A 20908-nucleotide genomic window follows, 5' to 3' on the forward strand; every position below is an offset into this window, starting at 1 on the left:
AGGGGCTCCGTTACTGACAGATCATCGATTGACGCGGTGCGGACCCAAGGGCCATCAGGGTATTCACCCCCGCAACTCCATCGGCTTGTAAGCCACGCTGGCGCTGAAAGCTCATCAGCTGCTGACGCAGTGGCTCATCGAAGCTGGCATCATGTAAAATCGGCTGTTTGAGTATGCTTGCCAATCGTTGCTCCATCCAGCCAACGGCTGCCCCCCTGTCGCCCTGCTTCACCAGGGTCACGCCAGGCACAGGTGAGCGCCAAAGTAGTGTGGCCTGACCGCCCCAATGGCTACGCAACCACTTGTTCGACAGCTGCCAGCTGCTATTACCTATCTGCAAGCTGGCTTTCTCATCCGTCATACAGATCAGGGTGGCATAGAACTTATCACCCTGTGAGTCATACAGACGGATCACCGCGGGATGCTTTAGCCGTTGCAACTGCTCCAGGCTCATCGATTGCTGAGTACATTCGAGCTCGGCGCCCTTTGCATTGGCACAGCTCGCATGCTCGGCACTCGCTTCATAGCCCCATATCCGATAGAGAGATTGCATCCCTATCTGTGGCAGGCGCGCCTCATCGACCGCCCGCATAAAATCCTGTTTCTGCTCCTGGGTTAACGCCGTTTTGGCTACCACAGGCTTGGGCAGTAATCTCGGTTGAAGGTAAAGCCAGCCTCCGGCACCAAGGGCGATCAACAGGAGCGCCCCGAGGGCATTAGCAAGATAAAGGCGCCAGCGCTTGTGAGTGCCACCACTCACCTCGGCAGAAGCCGCCTCAACATCCTGGGGAGTAACCTGATGGCGCCCCCGTGAAAAAGCAGAGAGCAGCGCCCGGTCACAGATAAGATTAATAAGCCTTGGGATCCCCTTGCTGCGGCTAAATACCCGGCGTATGGTGCGCCGGCTAAATAGTGGCTGCAGGGAGCCTGCTACCTGTAACCGGTAGCGAATATAGGCATCGGTCTCAGACAGGGTCAGGGGCAACAGGTGATAACGGGCGGTGATCCGCTGCGCCAGCTGGCGAAGCTCTGGCTCCCTGAGTTTTTGCTGAAGCTCGGGCTGACCGATCAGGATCACCTGCAATAGCTTTTTCTCTTCGGTCTCCAGGTTGGTCAGAAGCCGAAGCTGCTCCAGAACACCGGCCGACAGATGCTGCGCCTCATCAATAACCAGCAACGAGTGCCTCCCTTTGGCATAAGAGTGCAGCAGATGAGCACTTAACACCTCAAACAGCTGCTGGGTACCCGCGCCATCTTGGTAGCCAAGCTGCCACTCATCACAAATAGCCTTTAATAGCTCCTGCTCATTGAGGGAAGGATTGAGGATCACCGCAATATCCACGGTTTCGGGAAGCTGCTCAATCAGGGAGCGCGACAGGGTGGTCTTACCGGTTCCCACCTCGCCGGTTAGCAACAGGAAACCACCATGGTTTTGTAAGCCATACTGAAGATGAAGCATCGCCTCACTGTGCCTGTCACTCATATAGAGATAACGCGGGCTGGGGGCGATGGAGAATGGCTTTTCCGAAAAGCCAAAAAATTGCGAATACATGATGTTCCCGAAATAGCTATCAGCTGATGCGAGTATAAAGGCCAATATGATAGAACCAATTCTATCTGGCGCAAAACAGGCGCTGTGGGCGCTTCGAATTAAGAAGCAAATCTGTAACCTCAACAGAGCCTAGGTATAATACGGCCAATTGCATGACAAGTGGGGGTTATTTTGCAAGTTTATCTGGTAGGGGGTGCAGTCAGGGATCAGCAGCTCGGCCTCAAAATCCACGAGCGAGACTATGTGGTGGTTGGCAGCACGGCCGATGAGATGCGCTCACAAGGCTATCAACAGGTCGGCAGGGATTTCCCTGTGTTTTTGCATCCAAAGACCAAAGAGGAGTATGCACTGGCCCGTACCGAGCGCAAGCAGGGACAGGGCTACCATGGTTTTAGCTGCTTTGCCTCTCCCGAGGTGACCCTGGAAGAAGATCTACTGCGGCGCGACCTCACCATCAATGCGATCGCCCAGGCTGACGATGGCAAATTAATCGATCCCTGGGGGGCCTCGAAGATCTCAATCAGCGAAAGTTACGCCATGTCTCTCCAGCCTTTGTTGAGGATCCATTGAGAGTCCTGAGGGTGGCCCGCTTTGCCGCTCGCTTTGCCCACCTTGGCTTTGAGGTCGCCGATGAGACTCTGGCTCTGATGCAGCAGATCACTGATAGCGGTGAGCTGAGCCAACTCACACCGGAGCGGGTATTTAAAGAGCTTGAAAAGGTACTTGTCACAGAGGATCCCCAGGTCTTTTTTGAGGTTCTTCGTCAGTGTGGTGCACTGCCGGTGCTGTTTCCCGAGGTGGATGCCCTGTTCGGAGTTCCGGCGCCAGCCAAATGGCACCCGGAGATTGATACCGGGGTTCACCTGATGATGGCCCTCAAGGCTGCGGCGATTCAGGACTCAGATCCCATTATCACTTTCGCCACCCTTTGCCATGATTTTGGCAAGGCCCTCACCCCTGAGGAGGTTCTTCCTCATCACTGGGATCACGAACAAGGTGGTGTGCCCCTGATCCGCAAATTCTGCCAGCGGCTTAAGATCCCCAAGCGCTTCCAGCAAGCGGCAGAGATCACGGCAGCCAACCACACCCTGGTACATACCGCCTTTGAGCTTAAGCCCTCGACCATAGTCAAGCTTTTCGACCGCATCGATGCCTGGCGCAAGCCGGATAATCTGAGGATCCTGCTGTTAGCAAGCCAGGCCGATCTCAATGGCCGCCTTGGCTTTGAAGATCGCCCCTACCCACAGCGCAACTATCTGCAGGCGATGCTGGATATCGCCAACCAGGCGGATATCAAGGCGATCACCGACAAAGGCTACCAGGGACAGGCGATCAGGGAGCAGTTGAACGCGGAGCGGATAAAATTGGTTTGCCAGGGCAAACAAGCCTGGGATGGTGAAAACGACTAACCCTACTTTCTCTCATCCTATAAGCCGGGTTTCAGAGGGTATGGATACCCCTACCGGACAGTTACTTACGCAGCGATTTCTCAGTATCCGGTGGAAGCTATCATTCGGTGTTATTCTTTGAGAATAGACACTCTTGTTTGGGGGCCGTATGAGACACGCAATTCCGCTGTTATTGATCCTGTGCTTTTCGCTGCAGGCCGCCCCGCTCAAAGAGAGCTACCAGACCCCGGAAAGCTATCGCGTTCTCTCGGGTTCACTGCATAAAGGGGGCGCCGTCGCGGTCCAGGCAAAAATTGATAAGCCCCTGGCACTCATCGACATTCACTACCAAATCCATTCACGCTGGTTTATCCCATCGGCCGTCAATTCGCATCTTGAGGGTGATTACCAACTTAAACTCCCCGAAAAGTTTCTGTTCCCGGCAACCTATGCTGAGCTTGCTAAAAAGGGGGAGATGGATGTTAAAGACGCAAAGATACTCTATAAAGGACGCAAGGATGTTGGTCAGTATGCGAACTGCTACGAGATCCTGATCCAACCCAATAACGGGAAATCCGAGATCCTGACCTACTACAGTCCCCAGGTTGGGGCCGCCGGTTGGGTCAAGCTTGCGCTAACGCTCAAAAAGATCCCGGTGATCAAGTCCTACACCATAGTCGCGACCCTCAAGGATCTTAAGGGGCAAACAGGCTCGGGAGCGGGTCAGGCTTAAATGATCAGGCGCTTTCGGTTTCACCGGCCGAGATGACTGAGCCCAGCTCAAGATCAACGGGCCATAACAACTGTTTAGGGCCCGCAAAATTACGCCATAGCTCTGCCATCGGCTGCTGCAGCTCGGGATGAATCAGCTGAGGAGCAAGCTCTGCCAGCGGGCGCAACACAAATACCCGGCTCAAAATATCCTCCCGGGGAAGCTTGATCTCACCATCACTGATCAGATCATCATAGAGCAGCAGGTCCAGATCCAGGGTTCGTGAGCAAAATTTACTGCTCTTTTCCGGACGCCCATGAGCGATCTCAATCGCTCTGAGTCTCGAAGCCACCTCTGATACCGGCCACTGGGTGTTAGCACCGATGACCAGATTATAGAAGCGCTCCCCGATAAAACCGAAGGCCTCACTCTCATAGACCTGAGAGACACTCAGTTCCCCGAAGAGTTGGGCAAGACGCTTGATCCCCATTCGAATGTGCTGCTCACGCTCGATATTTGAGCCGACGCCAATATAGATGGTTGCCATTACACCTCCCTTGTGCGGGTGATCTCAACACCGACGTTGCGCGCATTGACAACAGCTCCCGGCTTTGAAAGCCGAACCCTGACCTGCTGCGCATTAAATTGCTCCAGGATCAGTGCCGCTACCTGCTCAGACATGGTCTCAATCAATTCAAACTGATGCTGCTGCGCGAATTGGGTTACCGCCTGAGAAACCTCAGCATAATTGAGAGCCAACTGGCAATCATCTTGCTGCGCGCTCGGGCGGTTATCATGCAGCATCTCAAGATCGAAGCTGAGTTTCTGCTTGATCCCTTTTTCCCATTCATACACCCCAATGGTCGTCAGTACCTCAAGGCCCTCAATAAATACCTTATCCATCGTCTTGGTCTCATCATTGAAACAACAGGTAGGATACCCATTGTCCGGAAAAACTCGTATTATCGTTACAGAGCAATGAGCTTTTGCATCATACTCCAAGTTGCACACTGAACAAACCGATAGGAGCGCGTTATTCTAACAATCGCGATCACAATCTTCGCCTATCTGCTGGGATCTGTTTCCGGAGCTATTGTGATCTGCCGCCGCCGAAAGCTCCCGGACCCCCGCTCTATTGGCTCCCACAACCCGGGCGCCACCAATATGCTGCGCATTGGTGGCCGGGAAGCTGCTCTGCTGGTTTTGCTGTTCGATCTGCTCAAGGGGGCAACACCTGTATTGATCGCCCATGAGCTGCAACTTCCCCCGCTCGAGATTGGCATCGTCGCCGTGGCAGCCTGCCTTGGACACATGTTCCCGCTCTACTTTGGTTTCAAAGGCGGCAAAGGGGTGGCCACCACATTGGGGGTATTGATCCCGATCTCCTGGGGAGTCACCAGCCTGGCTGCCTGCTGCTGGCTACTGGTGCTTGCCATCGCACGCTACTCCTCCCTGGCCTCGATTATCAGCGCCCTCACCCTGCCTCTTTACAGCTACTGGCTGGCGCCTGACTTTATCATCCCGCTCAGCCTGCTCAGCCTGCTAATCCTGGTGCGTCACCTGCCGAATATCCGCCGTCTCATCCAGGGCAAGGAGCCCAGGATCGGCCACAAGGCGCCCTGAGCCATGGGCAAAGTTACTTGCAGAGTAACATAGCGCGAGGGAGCGATACCGAACAGGGAAGGTTTATCAGGGATGATAAATGCATCGCGCGAAGTAAGATTTTGCCTACTTTTGACGATCCAAAAGTAGGGCGCAGTCGGCAACTAACACCGATTATCATCCATGATAATCCTTTCCAGTTCAGCGTCCTGCCTCTCGTTACGTTACTCCGGAAGTAACTTCACCCATGGTTATCGCTGCATTCGCATATCCATATACATTGGCACTGCCGACAGGGTTTGCCGCTGTTCAGCAAACCAAGATCATCACATAAGCGCTAAGGACAATAACGCTTCGCAACACTAAAGTGCTGGCAACTCGTCAATCGGCCAGCGTGGCGTTGCCTTGATCGAAAGCTCCTCGGTCTGCCCCGCCTTAAGGCGTATCAAGCCTGCATACGCAATCATCGCCCCATTATCGGTACAAAACTCAGAACGTGGGTAGAACACCTCGCCACCAAGTTTCTCCATCATCTGCTCCAGCTCACGGCGCAGATGACGGTTGGCACTCACCCCTCCGGCGATCACCAGCCGCTTAAGCCCGGTCTGCTTGAGGGCCCGGCGACACTTAATCAGCAGGGTGTCGACTACTGCATCCTCAAAGGCCCGGGCGATATCTGCCAATGCATCGGGATCATCCTGATGCGCCGCTATGGTGTTGGCGGCAAAGGTTTTAAGCCCGGAGAAGCTAAAGTCCAGCCCGGGCCTATCGGTCATCGGCCGCGGGAAGTGAAAGCGTTCGCTATTGCCCTGCTCGGCAAGCTTTGAGAGCCGGGGTCCACCCGGGTAGTCCAGTCCCAGAAGCTTAGCTGTCTTATCAAAGGCCTCCCCGGCCGCATCATCGATAGACTCACCCAGGATCTCGTACTCCCCGACGCCCTTGACGCACACCAGCAGGGTGTGACCACCTGAGACTAAGAGTGCAATAAAGGGAAACTCCGGGATTTCATCTTCAAGCATGGGGGCTAACAGGTGGCCCTCCATGTGATGGACCGCCACTGCGGGTTTATCCCAGGCCATCGCCAAAGAGCGGCCAATGGTGGCCCCTACTAATAAAGCCCCATCAAGCCGGGACCTGCGGTAAAAGCGACCCCATCGATAGAATCTTTATCACAGTTTGCTTCTTTAAGAGCCGCCTGGATCAGTGGAATCGTCTTACGTACATGATCCCGGGAAGCGAGCTCAGGTACGACGCCACCATAGTCAGCGTGCAGTTTTACCTGGCTATATAACTGATGAGACAGTAGCCCCTGCTCGTCATCATAAATGGCTATTCCTGTCTCATCACAGGAGGTTTCAATGCCCAAAACCCGCATTCTAAACTCGTCTCTTCGCTGAAAATCTGCCGGTATGTTACCTTGTGTCGTTTTTTCAGGCTACTCTGATCTGATGTGGGGTTTACTTTTGTAGGCGCTTCATATTAAAATTCGGCACCAAAATTAGTCAATGCGGTCACAGAGTGACCAAAGATACACACTCCGAGGTGAGAGGCACATGCCAGTAATTAAAGTACGTGAAAACGAGCCATTTGATATTGCTCTTCGTCGTTTCAAGCGCTCTTGCGAGAAAGCGGGCATTCTTTCAGAAGTTCGTCGTCGCGAGTTCTATGAGAAGCCCACTACTCATCGCAAGCGTGCGAAGGCTTCTGCTGTTAAGCGCCACCTGAAGAAGCTGGCTCGCGAAAACGCACGTCGTACCCGCCTGTACTAAGAGAGGTTGAGGGATGTCCCTGAAGGATCAGATAACCGAGCAACAGAAAACTGCGATGCGTGCCAAGGAAAAAGTCCGCTTAGGCACGCTGCGCATGTTGATGGCTGAGGTCAAACAGAAAGAGGTCGATCAAAGAATCGTTCTTGATGACGAGGCAATCATCGCGGTACTCACCAAGATGGTTAAGCAGCGTAAAGATTCAGTCAGTCAATATGAAGCAGCAGGTCGCCAGGATCTTGCTGATGTCGAAACCGCTGAAATTGCCGTCCTGCAGGAATTTTTGCCACAGCCACTGACTGCGGCAGAGATCGAGGCTCTCGTAGAGCAAGCAATTGCTGATTCAGGGGTCGACAGCATGCAAGGCATGGGCAAGGTTATGGGGCTACTCAAGCCCAAAATCCAGGGACGCGCCGATATGGGCGTCGTAAGTGGACAGGTCAAAGCAAAACTGACCTAAGCTTACACCCTCCTCTTTTGTAGGCACCAGCCGTGCTTTGAGCAATCAGGGCACGGCTTGTTTTTTATCTGGAGCTGAATAATAGTGGCTGGACGCATTCCACAAGCATTTATTGCCGAACTACTCGCTCGTACAGATATTGTCGATCTGATCGACCAAAGGGTTCACCTGAAAAAGGCCGGCAAAAACTACCAGGCCTGTTGCCCGTTCCACCAGGAAAAGACCCCTCCTTTACCGTTAGTCCAGATAAACAGTTTTACCATTGCTTCGGCTGTGGAGCCCATGGCAACGCCATCAGCTTTTTGATGGAATATGATGCGATGGAGTTCCCCGATGCAGTGCAGGATCTGGCATCCCTGTTTGGCCTGGAGGTTCCGCGAGAAGGAGGCAAGCCTCAGGAGCCATCGATTAGCCGGGATGAGCGCCAGACCCTGAACTCCATGATGAGCTATACCAGCAAGCTCTATCAGCACCAGCTGCTCCAATCGAGCGATGCCCGGGAATACCTGACACAGCGCGGCCTGAGTTCCCAGGTGATCGAGCGTTTTTGTATCGGATATACCCCGGATGAGTGGACCCGGGTCAAGGACAGGCTCCAGAAAAAGGGAGCCAGCGAGCAGCAGCTGCAGCGCCTTGGCTTGACCATCTACAACGAAGAGCACCGCCGTAGCTACGACCGGTTTCGTAACCGGATCATGTTCCCGATCCGTGATCGCATGGGCCGGGTTATCGGCTTTGGTGGCCGGGTCCTCGGCGAGGGAACTCCCAAGTATCTCAACTCGCCCGAGACTGAGCTCTATCACAAGGGCCAGGAGCTCTACGGATTGTATGAGCTCAGGCAGATCAATCCCAACCCGCCACGAGTGCTGGTAGTTGAGGGCTATATGGATGTAGTGGCCCTAGCTCAGTTTGAGATCGATTATGCGGTTGCCTCTCTTGGTACCTCCACTACAGCGGATCAGCTGTTTCGGCTGTTCCGTACCAGTGATGAGATTATCTGCTGTTACGATGGTGACCAGGCCGGTCGCGATGCCGCCTGGCGCGCCCTGCAAAACGCCCTGCCCTACCTGCAGGATGGCCGCTCGCTGAAATTTATCTTCCTTCCTCAGGGGAAGATCCCGACTCCATGGTACGCAGTCAGGGTAAGGAAGCCTTTGAGGCACTACTGAATGAAGCCATGCCCTTTGGTGAATTTATGTTTGAGCGGCTGACTCAGGATCAGCGGCTCGATGGCGAAGCGGCGCAAAATGCGATCGCGAACCAGGCGGTGACTATGATCCGTCAGGTCCCCGATGGCTTTAACCGGGAGGGCCTCATCACCCTGCTGTCGCGCCAGTTACGCTGGGGTGAAAACGAAAAGCGCCTGCGTCAGTTGATTAGCAGCGCTCCGGCCAGCGACTCAAAGAGCAAAAGTTCTGCCAATGATCTCAAGCTCACCCCGGTGCGCCGGGCGATTGCCATGATCCTGCAACACCCGGAGCTGGCGGCCGAGCTCCCCGAGATGCCGGAATTGACCGAGTTGGATCTCACCGGGATGCCTTTTTTGCTGGAGCTACTGGCCCAGATCAAGGGAATGGAATCCCCGACTACCGGGCTGCTGCTGGAGTTGTGGCGTGGTAAGCGCGAGGAAAAAGCACTGGCGCAACTGGCGACGGCGGATATATTCCAGAATCTCAATGTTCAGCTCAGTGGTGAAATTGATGTCTGGCAGGAGATGCTGGATACCTTCGAAAGATTCTATGTAGAGTGTCTCAAACAGCGCCTGAGTGAACTACAAAAAAGGGGAGAACAGGGTAAATTAACCCCAAATGAAGCCGAAGAGCTAATTATATTACTAAAAGAGTTGTAACAGGCCTTGAAATTTATCCTGATGACCTCTATATCTCTTGTACTATGCCCGTAGCTCGGGAATCGCTCACTCATTGTTCGAGACATAAGTCTCAGCCTGACAAGAAGCTGGCTGTGGAGGCACATTTATCTTCGAGTAATTTTCCAGTCTTGTGGAAAGACTGGCCGTTTTTTATTAGAATTGACTATTTCTGCGCCAAGCGCGGGAATGGCCTCGTTTGAAACACCTAAACCGGATGATCTCTATGGAGCAAACCCCACAGTCTCAGCTTAAACTCCTTGTCGCTAAAGGTAAAGAACAGGGTTACCTGACTTATGCCGAGGTAAACGATCACCTCCCGCAAGATATCGTCGACTCAGAGCAGATTGAAGACATCATTCAGATGATCAACGACATGGGCATTCAAGTCGTAGAAAGTGCCCCTGATGCCGATGATCTGATGATGGGTGAGTTTTCTGATACCGATGATGATGCGGCAGAAGCGGCTGCTCAGGCGTTAGCTTCCGTTGAATCCGAAATCGGCCGCACTACCGATCCCGTCCGCATGTATATGCGTGAGATGGGTACCGTAGAGCTGCTGACTCGTGAAGGCGAAATCGATATCGCAAAACGCATCGAAGATGGTATCAACCAGGTTCAATGCTCTGTTGCCGAGTATCCGGAGGCGATCTCCTACCTGCTTGAGCAGTATGACCGCTATGAAGGCGAAGAGATTAAGCTTAGCGATATCATCTCCGGATTTGTCGATCCAAACCAGGATGATGTTGCTCCCAGCGCGACGCACGTCGGCTCCGAGCTCAGTAAAGATGAGCTGGAAGATGAAGACAACGATCTTGAAAGCGACGATGATGATGACGAGGAAGCCGTTGACAACGGTCCGGATCCTGAGCTGGCCAAAGAGAAATTTGGTGAGCTGCGCGCTCAATATATCAAGGCAAAAGAGCTGACTGCCGAACACGGCCGTGCCCACCCTGATGTAGAAAAAGAGTGGAAGGCTCTGGGTGAAGTGTTCCGTCAGTTCCGCCTGCTGCCTAAGGTATTTGACCTGCTGGTCAGCAAGATGCGCGACATGATGGAGCGGGTTCGTGTTCAGGAGCGCCTGATCATGAAGCTGTGTGTGACCCAGTCCAAGATGCCGAAGAAGACCTTTGTCACCGCTTTTGCCAGTAACGAGAGTGATCTGGGCTGGTTCGAATATCAGAAGCAGGCGGGTAAGGCCTGGTCTGAGAAGCTACTGATGGTTGAAGATGATGTTGAGCGTTGTGTACAGAAGCTGACACAGATCGAGCAGCAGACCAAACTGCCTATCGCATCGATCAAAACGATTAACCGTCAGATGAGCATAGGTGAGGCCAAGGCTCGCCGTGCCAAGAAAGAGATGGTTGAGGCAAACCTGCGTCTGGTTATCTCGATTGCCAAGAAGTACACCAACCGTGGCCTGCAGTTCCTGGATCTGATCCAGGAGGGTAACATCGGCCTGATGAAGGCGGTTGATAAGTTTGAATACCGTCGCGGTTATAAGTTCTCGACCTATGCAACCTGGTGGATCCGTCAGGCGATCACCCGCTCAATTGCGGATCAGGCCCGCACCATCCGGATCCCGGTTCACATGATCGAGACCATCAACAAGCTTAACCGTATCTCGCGGCAGATGCTCCAAGAAATGGGCCGTGAGGCGACTCCTGAGGAGCTGGCAGAGCGGATGGCGATGCCGGAGGATAAGATCCGCAAGGTTCTGAAGATCTCCAAAGAGCCGATCTCCATGGAGACGCCGATTGGTGATGATGAAGACTCGCATCTGGGTGATTTCATCGAAGATACTACCCTGTCTCTTCCTGTGGATTCAGCCACAGGTGAGAGCCTGAGAAACGCAACCCATGACGTGCTCTCCGGCCTGACGCCGCGTGAAGCCAAGGTTCTGCGGATGCGTTTTGGTATCGATATGAACACAGACCACACCCTGGAAGAGGTTGGTAAACAGTTTGATGTAACCCGTGAGCGGATCCGTCAGATTGAGGCCAAGGCGCTGCGTAAACTGCGTCATCCGAGCCGCTCAGAGGTTCTGAGAAGCTTCCTCGACGAATAAGTCTGTTTTTTAAGCAAACGCCCGTCAAATGGCGGGCTTTGCATAGACACCCCAGAATTATCTTTATATAATCCGCAGCACATTGGCCCCTTAGCTCAGTTGGTTAGAGCAGTCGACTCATAATCGATTGGTCGTTGGTTCAAGTCCAACAGGGGCCACCATATTCTGAGAAAGCCGGAGAGGATCCTCTCCGGTTTTTTTATATCTCCCACCGAAGTCTCCTATCGAATCCCAAGCGTTTCCTCAAAACTTTGCTTTGTGATCTATCCCCTCACAATGGCCTTTTGAGAGACCCATCCCAAAGGCATAATGACTCATCAAACCGGACTCCCCGGCCAGTGGACTGGCAACAGGATTCAACGACAATGGATCACCTTAAACCTCTGACGACCACTCTTGCGGTGGAAAACCCGGACGAACTGGACACCGTCTGGGAGTTTTTTCAAAAACATCACTGGATCGCCCCCGGAGCACATCACACCCCGGTCACCGATGCCTGGGAGCGCTGCCGTCGCCAAAGCAATCCATTCACCTGGAATCCACCCCATGTTGCCTCCGGCAGCACGTTTCGCTCGCTGCTCAATCGCAATCGCAACCTGCTGGCGATCACCCAGACCCTGATCGAAGACACTCTTAGCCTGCTTCCGAATAAGCACTGCGCATTAGCCGTGACCGATGAAACCGGCTGCACCCTGATGATGGGCGGGACTCCCGGGCTCTGTGAGAGCCTGCAAAAGCTGGGCCTTCAGGAGGGAGCCTTCTGGAGTGAGGGACAGATTGGCAGCAATGCGATAAGCCAGAGTATCCACCTGAGCGACCCCGTTTCCATGTATGGCTCGGAGCACTTCAATCGCACGCTTCACGACTATGCTACCCACGCAGCCCCGGTGTTTAGTCTCGATGGCAGGCTCAGGGGATAATTGCCATCATCACCGAGCGCTCAGACTATCAGGAGCAGGATTGTGCCCTGATCACCCTGTGTGCCCGCGAGGCAACCAGCATGTTTCAACTGGAGACCAGCCTTGCTGAATCCAATCATATCCTGAGCCAGCGCGATGCCCTGTTGAGCGGGATGGATGATGGCCTGATCGCCTGGGATAGCAACAACCGGTTAAGCTACATGAACCAACAGGCAGAGAAGCTGCTGGGGTTTGATAAAGACAGGGTGATCGGAAAGTCTCTGGAGAGCATGCTGCTGTTCCCCCCCCTGCTTCAGGCGGCTATCTCTCAGGAGCAACCCCTGTCACGAGTCGATATCACCTTTGAGTGCCTTGAGCGCTTTATCGAAGCAACCGTGAGCCTCAAGCCGGTCGCCCATGAGAGCTATCTGCTGTTTTTTCATCCGCCGGAAACCGCAAAAGCCCATCTCCAGCACAGGGCGGGCAGTAATATTCGCCTGAGTTTCGACTCTTTTATCGCCCGCTCCAACCAGATGAAGCAGGTGATCACCATAGCGAAGCGCGCCAGTAAAACAGCCTCCCCGGTACTCTTGCTGGGCGAGAACGGCACCGGCAAGCGGCAACTGGCGATGGCGATTCATAATCAGGGCCTGCGAAACCATGGCCCCTTCATCTGTGTAAATTGCCAGGATCTCAGCATGGATCAGATGATGCGTGAGCTGTTTGGGACAGATGAAGGAGAAGGTCAGAGCTCAAAAGCGGAGCAGGCGAACGGCGGTACCCTCTATCTTGAACACATAGAGTGCCTGAGCAAGCCCGCTCAGACCATGCTGTTACAGATGCTAAGAAACAACACCACCAGTCGCTACCAGAGTAATCGATTGATCCCGGTTCGGTTAAACCTCATCTGCAGTAGCCAGCTTGACCCTCAGACTCTGTTACAACAGGTACACTTCAGCCACCAGCTCTATTACGCCATTAGCCCGATTGAGCTACATATCCCCCCTTGAGAGAGCGCCGTGATGATCTTGAGGCTCTGATCAAACGCCAGTTGGAGCAGCTCGCCAGTCAGCATCGCACCCCTTTGACCCTGGCAAAAACCGCTCTCGAGCAGCTATGCCATTACCGCTGGCCCGGCAATATTCCGGAGCTCTATAAGCAGCTCGAAAATATGGTGTTGCACCGTCACAGCAACCACATCGGACTCAGAGAGCTACCTGCAGAGATCATTCAGCCGCAGCAAAGCCCGCAGACCGAGGGGGAAGCCCTGATCCAACCTTTGGAGCTTATCGAAAAGCAGGCGATTCAACACGCCTGGACCCTCTGTGAGGGAAAAGCCACAGAAACCGCCAAGGCGCTGGGGATAGGGCGCACCACCTTGTGGCGAAAACTCAAAAAATACCGACTCATTGAGGGGGATGAGAGCCTGCCGGGACAGTAAAAACAAAAAGCCAGGCGCAGGCCCGACTTTGCAGATTTGAAGAGTAACTCAGGCTAGGAATAGCTTACGGATCTGGCTTTTGAGAGCCGGGAGCCTGCTGGCGCTGGCGCTGAGCTTCTCAACCCCAAGCTTTAACAAAAGCTCAGTCACCTTGGGATCCCCCGCCATCTCACCACACATACTCACCGGGATCCCCGCATTTTTAGCCGCCTCGCAGGTAAGCTCTATCGCCCGCAGGACCGCTGGCTGGTGGTAATCTACCAGTTCAGAAACCGCAGGATTACCCCGATCGGCCGCCATCACATATTGAGTCAGATCATTGGTTCCGATAGAGAAAAAGTCAGACTCCTCAGCCAGTGCATCGGCACACAACACTGCGGCAGGCACCTCGATCATGATCCCAACCGGCATGGGGTAGCGCCCGGCATCCAGCCCAAGCTCCTGGCGACACTCCTCAAGCAGTGCCTTAACCGCCTTAAGCTCTGCCACCTTGGCAATCATAGGGATCATCAGCTGGATATTGCCGCAGCTGGCATTCGCCCGCAGCACCGCCTTGAGCTGATCCTTAAGCAGCTTGTGATCTTGCAGACATAAGCGGATCCCCCGCAGCCCCAGAAATGGATTCTCCTCACTGGCCATCGGATAGGTAGCCAGAGGCTTATCCCCTCCCACATCCAGACTACGAATGGTCAGTGGGTTCGGGCTGAACCGACTGGCGATCTCCCGATAAACTTCAAACTGATGCAGCTCTGAGGGAAGCTCACTGCATCCCTGGAACAGGAACTCGGTGCGCATCAGACCTACTCCCTCGGCGCCCAGCTCCAGGGCCGAGCTAACATCCTCAGCTCCACCGATATTTGCCATCACCGGAACCTGCCGACCATCCAGGGTGATCGCCTGCTGCCGGGCACTTAGCTGCTGTTGCTGTCTATCCAACACCCACTGCTCACGGCGCACCGCCAGCTTCTCAAGCTGCTCGGCTCCGGGCTCAAGCCACAGCCGCCCCTCAAAGCCATCCACACATACCGATTGCCCCTCGCTGACCTGCTGCAAACAATCTCGTACCTGGACAAGCGCAGGGATCCCCTTGGCCCGAGCCAGGATAGCGGTATGGGAGGTCGATCCCCCGCCACTAAGACAGATCGCAAGTACCTTGTTCGAGTCCAGCTTAGCGGTATCTGATGGCAGCAGGTCTTCGGCGAACAGAATCGAGGGTTGGCTCAGCACCACTCCCATCTCCTGTGTCTCACCACAAAGCTCGTTCATCAGCTGCCGCCCTATATCCCAGACATCGGCCTCCCGGGCTCTCATATAGTCACTTGTGGCATTCCGGTAGCTCTGGGCAAGTTCGGTCACTGCATCGAACCAGGCCTGCTCGCAATGAACCCCAGACTCAATCCGTGCGCTGACATCCGCAGACAACTCAGGATCCATCAGCATCAGCCGATGAGCCTCAAAGATCTGGGCATGTTCCTCACCCAGCTGCTTTACTGCCTGGTTATACTGCCTGGTTAGCTGCTCGCTTACCCTGCTTCGCGCCTGCTCAAAACACTCCATCTCCTCACGATGAGAGCTGAAGCTACGCCCTGAGGGCTCGGACATCACCGGCTTGAAGATCACCGCCGGACCACTGACGATCCCCTCACAAACCGGGATCCCGGCAATCGCTCCCGGCTCACAGGACTCTGAGCTCTCGCTGGCTGAAACCTCGGTCAGACTCTCGGCAACCTGGCTATCAATTGACTCACCGAAATCTCTTTGAGCCAGGGCACTGAACGCTTCGACCAACTCCCTGGCATCCGGGCCCTGGGCTCTTAACTGGATCTGCTCCTCAGCAAGAACCCCCAGCCTGGCGATACCATTGAGACTCTTGGCATTGACCCGATGCTCGCCCTTACACAGCTGGACCTCGGACTCAAAACCCGCGATCGCATTGACGATGGCAGCCGCCGGGCGGGCATGCAACCCATGGGGGTTTCTTACCAACCACTCAAAGGTCAGAGCCTGTGCCACATCCAGCTTTCCGAGTTCACTGTTTGATGAAGAGGCAGGAACCTCAAGCTCCCCAAGATGCTCCTGTTTGGCTGACAGTGCTCCTAAGGCCTCCTCACAAACCGTTTCAAGGGGAAGGCCCGCCGCCGCGGCAACAGCCGCAGCCATGGTCCCCTCCACCACGGGAGCGGCACAGAGCTTGGTCTTAGCCGCTATCGCCGGATCAACCAATTCAAGAGCCATCTCTGCACTGAGCAAGGCACTCCCCAGATCCATCAGCACCAGGACACCCTGATCATCACTGACCGTCTCGATCGCCTGCATCACGGCAATTGCGTCGGTACCAATTGGATTATCTGGATCATCAACCCCCCGGCGACCGCCAGTGGACAGCGTCCCCGGGTCATCTGGGTTGCCAACTCGCTCACTCCCTGAGCCAGTTGACGACTGTGGGAAACTACAACAATTCCTACCATCTTTACCTAGCTCCCCTGCACAACCTGGTTGAGGGCATGAACCATCATCATACTTGATGTCGCCCCCGGATCCTGATGACCAACACTGCGCTCCCCGAGGTAACTAGCACGGCCTTTCTTGGCGCGCATCCCTATGGTGGAGACGACAGCCTCATCCGCAATCTCTGTCAGTTGCGGCAACATCTGAGAGATACTCTTGCCCTGCTCTGCTGCCTGGTTTGCTGCTTCGACGACCGGCCACCAGAGATCGCACATGGTTTTATCACCGGGCTGAGCTTTGCCACGGGCCACTACGCCATCAACTCCGGCCCCCAGAAGCTTGGCAAAATCTGTCGCCGAAAGCGACTCCTTGCCATCCACGGCACTCGCTGCCCGGATAAAAAAGGTGCCATACAGGGGGCCACTTGCTCCGCCGACACTTGATAACAGAGTCATGCCAACTGTCTTGAGCAGGGTCGACATCGATTGCTCGGCTACCGCAGGTAGCTTCTCAGCAACCCGCTCAAATCCTCGGTTCATATTCAAACCATGATCGGCATCGCCTATATCCGCATCGAGCTGAGTCAGGTGGTCACGCTCTCTGGCAAAGGTAAGATTGCACTCGTTAATCCAATTTAGTATCTGTTGTTTATCCAGGCTCATCATAACTCTCCTTAACATCCCCAACGCAGTGCAGGCGTGTTCACTGCTGCATCCCACAGAGACAAGATCTCCTTGTCAGCCTTGAGAAGCGTGATGGAGAAGCCCTCCATGTTCAGTGAGGTACAGTAGTTACCAACCAACTGACGGGCAATCTTGAAGTTGGCTTTCTCACAGCACTCATGGACCTTGGCGAAGGCGCCATAGAGCTCTGACTCAGGCGTTGCGCCCAGGCCATTGATCAGAACGATATACTCATCATCAGCATGGAAAGACTCGGTGACCGACTCGGTTTCGACCCACTCACCCAGCTGGCGATCCCACAGACGCAGGGTACGGGAGTACTCGGGGCAATCCTTAATTTCACCAAACATCTGCTCCACCAGGCTGTCCAAATCCTGGTAATTGCGACGCTCAATCCCCGGCTCACCATGGATCCCCACCCCAAACTCAACCTCATTATCCGCAAGAGTAAAGGAGGGCTTTCCTGCCGCCGGTACCACGCAGGCAGAAAGAGCCACGCCAAAGGAGCGGGAGCGATTGTTGATCCGGCGAGCCAGCTGCTCACACTGCTCCAGGGAGGCGCCCTGTTCGGCGGCAGCGCCAACAATTTTCTCAATCAGCACGGTCGCAGCAACACCGCGCCGCCCTGCCGTATACAGGCTGTCCTTAACGGCTACATCATCATCCACCAGCACACTACCAACGGCGATGCCATCCATATGCAGCAGCTCGACGGAGGTCTCGAAATTCAGGACATCTCCCGTATAGTTCTTGATGAAGAACAGGACGCCCGCCTGGCTATCCACAGCCTTACCACACTCATACATCTGATCCGGAGTCGGTGAGGTAAACACCTCTCCCGGGCAGGCTGCCGTCAACATTCCCTTACCGATGAAACCTGCGTGCAGAGGCTCATGACCGGAACCACCACCTGAGATCAGGGCCACCTTGTCTGATGCAGAGCGACGCATCAGATAGCGAGGCGTTTGATTGTAATGAAGCTCTGGATGAGCCAGGTGAATTCCCTTGAGCTGCTCTTCAACAACATCTTCCACTTTATTGATCAGTTTTTTCATGTCGATTCCTTGTGTTCCAGGTTGAGGCTAATGGCAGTTACCGGATGCCAAAGCAGTGATAACAGATCCTGAGATGACGCCAGTATCAACAATCAAAACCAGCGGGCAAAAAATATTTTTTGGGTTCCACTATGAAACACTCACCCACAGATAAGCGTTCCCTTTTGGAACGCTCATTGTTTTAACCCCTTGAATTTGTGAGCCCAGGCAAAAATATGCGCTCAGAAATCACCCTGAATCGCACTAAATGTGAACAGCTTCATGATTATTACAGCTTGTTTTTGAAAAGAGTTTTCTTCGACAAACAGAGTGATTACTTTTTGCAGCACGGCTTTACTTCGGCTCCTGACATCGAGACAGGAACCTCTTCTTACCACCACAAAGAGAAGCGTTTTTATGGATAAGATCATCATCTCTCCGAGCAAGTACGTTCAAGGTGAAAACACCCTCAACAGTATTGGTGAATATGTCAGCCCCCTGGGTAAAAAGGCTCTGGCGATTGCAGACGATTTCGTGACAGGTCTTGTTGGCGATCAGGTAGCTACCAGCTTTGCACTGGCCCAGGGGGAGCTGACCCTTGAAACCTTTAACGGGGAGTGTTGCCGTCAGGAGATCGATCGTCTGATTGAGCTGGCGAAATCCATTGAGTCTGAAGTCATCATCGGCATCGGTGGCGGTAAGACCCTGGATACCGCCAAAGCTCTGGCTTTTTACCGCAATATTCCGGTTGTAGTGGTTCCAACCATAGCCTCAACCGATGCTCCAACCAGCGCCCTGGCGGTACTCTATACACCCGAAGGTGAGTTCAGTGAGTACCTGATGATCCCACGCAACCCCAACATGGTGATCATGGATACCTCAGTGATCGCCAAGGCTCCGGTACGCCTGCTGGTCTCCGGAATGGGGGATGCGCTCTCCACCTATTTTGAGGCGCGCTCCAACGCTCGCTCCGGTAAGGCAACCATGGCTGGCGGCTCACCAACCCGCTCAGCACAGGCATTAGCCAAGCTCTGTTACGAAACCCTGATCGAAGATGGCGTGAAGGCTAAGATCTCAGCGGAAAACGGCCTGTCTTCACCTGCAGTCGAGAATATCATTGAGGCCAATACCTACTTAAGTGGCATTGGCTTTGAGAGTAGCGGCCTGGCTGCAGCACACGCCATCCATAACGGTCTGACCAAGCTGGAGGTGTGTCATCACCTCTATCATGGTGAGAAGGTTGCTTTTGGCACCCTGGTTCACCTGGTGCTGGAAAATGCCCCGATGAGTGAAATCAATGAGGTTCTAAATTTCTGTAAGTCGGTTGGCCTGCCAACCAACCTCAATCAGATGGGAGTCACTGAACTCAACCGTGACAAGCTGCTGGAGGTTGCAACCGCATCCTGCGCCGAGGGCGAAACCATCCACAACATGCCGTTTGAGGTGACTCCTGAGGCTGTTCTGTCCGCCATCCTGACGGCCCATGAGCTGGGTCAATAAAACGCGTAGGTAACTCAGGCGTAAAACAGGCCCTCTTTGCAGGGCCTGCTTTATTTTGTCCAGTGGATGGTTGATTGCATACAGCACGTTTTGTGCCTTCGGCACAAGTGTCGGGGCGCCGACAGCGCCTTACTTTTGTATCGTCAAAAGTAAGGCGCTGTCCATGGCTCGGAGAGATAAAGCAATACCTGTGTTTTATTTAACTCATCACACCTCCGAAGGCTTGGACCCTTTTTTATCCCGTGCACTAATGGACTTTGTCGCTGCCAAGCGGCGGTAGTCAAAGGGGCAAACGCATTTCCCTTTTGCAATCCCCTGGCGCTCCAATCTCGCTGGATCTTCACAATAACTGGAAATTGCTCAGCGCTCGCTCACAGGGTTATACCCCCCCTTTGATTCGCTCCGAAAAAATCATGCCGCGATTAAAGCCGAATGCCAGGATGTCATGAGTGCATAGCCACGCCATGGACGGCGTGTCTATGCTGAGCTTCTGGGAGCTAGTGATTTTGAAGGTTCAGCGAATTTGGGGCACCCTCGGGGTCGTTAGGGGGACTGGGTGAGCAGTCCCCCTAACCCGTAGTCCGCGACCGGACACCGATGCCGCAGGCACAAATCAGCAGACCGCAGGTCAAACAACAAATGCCTACACTGGTTTGGGATAGTTATCCCCGTTGATCCACTGGTGATCCTCCTCCCAGCTAAACAACCACTGGCGGACCGGGCCGGCCATCACGTTGAGATAATAGTTATCATAGCCTGCGACCGTGGCAACCGGATGGTAACCCCGGGGCACCATCACCACATCCTTGTCATACACAGCCATGCACTCATCCAAAGAGAGATCGTCGGTATAAACTCTTTGCAGGGCAAAACCCTGGGGGGGATTGAACCTGTGGTAATAGGTTTCTTCCAGGTAGGTTTCATGAGGCGGATTATCCTCATCATGCTTGTGGCTCGGGTATGAGCTGGTATTGCCCTCGTCGGTATAGACTTCGACCACCAGCAGGCTGTCGGCAGGCTCACTGTCGGGCAGGATGTTATGCACATAGCGCTGATTACAGCCCTTACCGCGCTGCTCGGCCTGAACATCATCGGGGGTGATGAGGCGGGTTGGGTGATTGCCCTTGCCGGGTGCCCGGCATATTGCCAGCTCCAGATCTGTCTGAGCTGTAATCCGGCAGCAATCATCCGGGGCAAGATAAAGAGCATATGGCTTGGTTCGCTCAAAGGGGCTCATCCGCTCACCGACTCGCTCAAAGTTATGCTTGCAGGTCTTTAGAGAAGCCTTGCCGGCCACCAGCACCAGACAAAGCTCATTTTCGCCTGAAGCCTGCTCGAGACTCTCACCGGCCTTGAGTAGCCGTACTTCAAATCCAACATGACCCCAACCCGCTGCTTCAGGGGTGATACTCTGAATCGGGTCGCCAGCCTGGGGGCTCTGGCAACGAGAAAGTAGTTTAGACATGAAGACTCCCTGTCGATATTGAG

At 54.1% G+C, this 20908-nt stretch carries 19 protein-coding genes, 1 tRNA gene and 3 pseudogenes; 14 read left to right on the forward strand and 9 right to left on the reverse strand.

The genetic code is table 11. The features are described 5' to 3' along the window. Positions 1-10 precede the first annotated feature (10 nt). Positions 11-1552 carry an ExeA family protein gene (locus tag DB847_RS19840; protein WP_108652249.1) on the reverse strand — a complete coding sequence of 514 codons (1542 nt, stop codon included), beginning with the start codon at positions 1550-1552 and terminating at the stop codon, positions 11-13. A gap of 171 nt (positions 1553-1723) precedes the next feature. Between DB847_RS19840 and DB847_RS19845 the strand changes: the two are divergent. Both DB847_RS19845 and DB847_RS19850 read left to right on the forward strand, forming a co-directional pair. After that, a pseudogene (locus DB847_RS19845) lies at positions 1724-2961 on the forward strand (multifunctional CCA addition/repair protein). 148 nt (positions 2962-3109) lie between these two features. Then, positions 3110-3673 carry a hypothetical protein gene (locus DB847_RS19850; RefSeq protein ID WP_108652250.1) on the forward strand — a complete coding sequence of 188 codons (564 nt, stop codon included), beginning with the start codon at positions 3110-3112 and terminating at the stop codon, positions 3671-3673. A 4-nt stretch (positions 3674-3677) separates the two neighbouring features. Here the strand turns inward: DB847_RS19850 and folK are convergent, their stop codons facing one another. Together folK and folB are read right to left on the reverse strand one after the other, a co-directional pair. After that, positions 3678-4199, reverse strand: a complete 522-nt coding sequence (gene folK / locus DB847_RS19855; protein WP_108652251.1) for a 2-amino-4-hydroxy-6-hydroxymethyldihydropteridine diphosphokinase — start codon at positions 4197-4199, stop codon at positions 3678-3680. Beyond that, complete coding sequence (gene folB, locus DB847_RS19860) at positions 4199-4555, reverse strand: dihydroneopterin aldolase (RefSeq protein WP_108652252.1); 357 nt, start codon at positions 4553-4555, stop codon at positions 4199-4201. The genes folK and folB overlap by 1 nt, the downstream gene beginning before the upstream one ends. Positions 4556-4747: 192 nt before the next feature. On the opposite strand from folB, the gene plsY reads away from it, so the two are divergent. After that, complete coding sequence (plsY, locus tag DB847_RS19865; RefSeq protein WP_234418444.1) at positions 4748-5275, forward strand: glycerol-3-phosphate 1-O-acyltransferase PlsY; 528 nt, start codon at positions 4748-4750, stop codon at positions 5273-5275. Between the two features lie 341 nt (positions 5276-5616). On the opposite strand, the pseudogene tsaD reads toward plsY, so the two are convergent. Beyond that, a pseudogene (gene tsaD, locus DB847_RS19870) lies at positions 5617-6629 on the reverse strand (tRNA (adenosine(37)-N6)-threonylcarbamoyltransferase complex transferase subunit TsaD). Positions 6630-6807: 178 nt separating this feature from the next. On the opposite strand from tsaD, the gene rpsU reads away from it, so the two are divergent. The 9 genes and pseudogenes from rpsU (at position 6808) to DB847_RS19910 (ending at position 13755) form a co-directional block, all read left to right on the forward strand. Continuing rightward, a complete protein-coding gene (gene rpsU, locus DB847_RS19875; protein ID WP_108652254.1) occupies positions 6808-7023 on the forward strand; it encodes a 30S ribosomal protein S21 in 216 nt (71 codons plus the stop codon). Between the two features lie 13 nt (positions 7024-7036). Continuing rightward, positions 7037-7480, forward strand: a complete 444-nt coding sequence (locus DB847_RS19880) for a GatB/YqeY domain-containing protein (RefSeq protein WP_108652255.1) — start codon at positions 7037-7039, stop codon at positions 7478-7480. A gap of 84 nt (positions 7481-7564) precedes the next feature. Next, positions 7565-8649, forward strand: a pseudogene (dnaG, locus tag DB847_RS25785) (DNA primase). Continuing rightward, positions 8607-9329, forward strand: coding sequence for a hypothetical protein (locus DB847_RS25790; protein WP_234418445.1), 723 nt, complete (start codon positions 8607-8609; stop codon positions 9327-9329). Before dnaG ends, DB847_RS25790 begins: the two are co-directional and overlap by 43 nt. 244 nt (positions 9330-9573) lie before the next feature. Beyond that, positions 9574-11415: an RNA polymerase sigma factor RpoD gene (gene rpoD, locus DB847_RS19890; RefSeq protein WP_108652256.1), complete on the forward strand. Its 1842-nt coding sequence runs from the start codon at positions 9574-9576 to the stop codon at positions 11413-11415. An 84-nt stretch (positions 11416-11499) separates the two neighbouring features. Next, positions 11500-11576: transfer RNA gene (locus DB847_RS19895), tRNA-Ile, on the forward strand. Positions 11577-11780: 204 nt separating this feature from the next. After that, positions 11781-12335 (forward strand): hypothetical protein, encoded by a 555-nt coding sequence (locus DB847_RS19900; RefSeq protein ID WP_108652257.1) that lies wholly within the window; start codon positions 11781-11783, stop codon positions 12333-12335. 80 nt (positions 12336-12415) lie between these two features. Then, the gene (locus DB847_RS19905; RefSeq protein WP_108652258.1) at positions 12416-13324 is read left to right on the forward strand and encodes a sigma 54-interacting transcriptional regulator; all 909 of its coding nucleotides are present in this window, start codon (positions 12416-12418) and stop codon (positions 13322-13324) included. Further along, complete coding sequence (locus DB847_RS19910; RefSeq protein WP_108652259.1) at positions 13321-13755, forward strand: AAA-type ATPase lid domain-containing protein; 435 nt, start codon at positions 13321-13323, stop codon at positions 13753-13755. Before DB847_RS19905 ends, DB847_RS19910 begins: the two co-directional genes overlap by 4 nt. 48 nt (positions 13756-13803) lie before the next feature. Here DB847_RS19910 and ptsP read toward each other — a convergent pair whose 3' ends face one another. From ptsP to dhaK, 4 genes are read right to left on the reverse strand one after another with little or no spacing between them, the layout of a single operon-like run. After that, entirely contained in the window at positions 13804-16071 is a 2268-nt protein-coding gene (gene ptsP, locus DB847_RS25795; RefSeq protein WP_267897774.1) for a phosphoenolpyruvate--protein phosphotransferase, read from the reverse strand. After that, entirely contained in the window at positions 16071-16223 is a 153-nt protein-coding gene (locus DB847_RS26170; protein WP_267897721.1) for a PTS sugar transporter subunit IIA domain-containing protein, read from the reverse strand. Before DB847_RS26170 ends, ptsP begins: the two co-directional genes overlap by 1 nt. 6 nt (positions 16224-16229) lie before the next feature. Further along, positions 16230-16865, reverse strand: coding sequence for a dihydroxyacetone kinase subunit DhaL (gene dhaL, locus DB847_RS19920; RefSeq protein WP_108652260.1), 636 nt, complete (start codon positions 16863-16865; stop codon positions 16230-16232). A gap of 11 nt (positions 16866-16876) precedes the next feature. Beyond that, entirely contained in the window at positions 16877-17941 is a 1065-nt protein-coding gene (gene dhaK / locus DB847_RS19925; RefSeq protein ID WP_108652261.1) for a dihydroxyacetone kinase subunit DhaK, read from the reverse strand. Between the two features lie 215 nt (positions 17942-18156). On the opposite strand from dhaK, the gene DB847_RS24550 reads away from it, so the two are divergent. Further along, positions 18157-18345, forward strand: a complete 189-nt coding sequence (locus DB847_RS24550) for a hypothetical protein (RefSeq protein ID WP_159084764.1) — start codon at positions 18157-18159, stop codon at positions 18343-18345. Next, positions 18338-19420: a glycerol dehydrogenase gene (locus tag DB847_RS19930; RefSeq protein WP_108652262.1), complete on the forward strand. Its 1083-nt coding sequence runs from the start codon at positions 18338-18340 to the stop codon at positions 19418-19420. Before DB847_RS24550 ends, DB847_RS19930 begins: the two co-directional genes overlap by 8 nt. Positions 19421-20063: 643 nt before the next feature. Here the strand turns inward: DB847_RS19930 and iolB are convergent. Further along, positions 20064-20885 (reverse strand): 5-deoxy-glucuronate isomerase, encoded by an 822-nt coding sequence (gene iolB / locus DB847_RS19935; RefSeq protein WP_108652263.1) that lies wholly within the window; start codon positions 20883-20885, stop codon positions 20064-20066. Between the last annotated feature and the right edge of the window lie 23 nt (positions 20886-20908).

The organism is Dongshaea marina, assembly GCF_003072645.1.
In the GTDB taxonomy this organism is placed as follows: domain Bacteria; phylum Pseudomonadota; class Gammaproteobacteria; order Enterobacterales; family Aeromonadaceae; genus Dongshaea; species Dongshaea marina.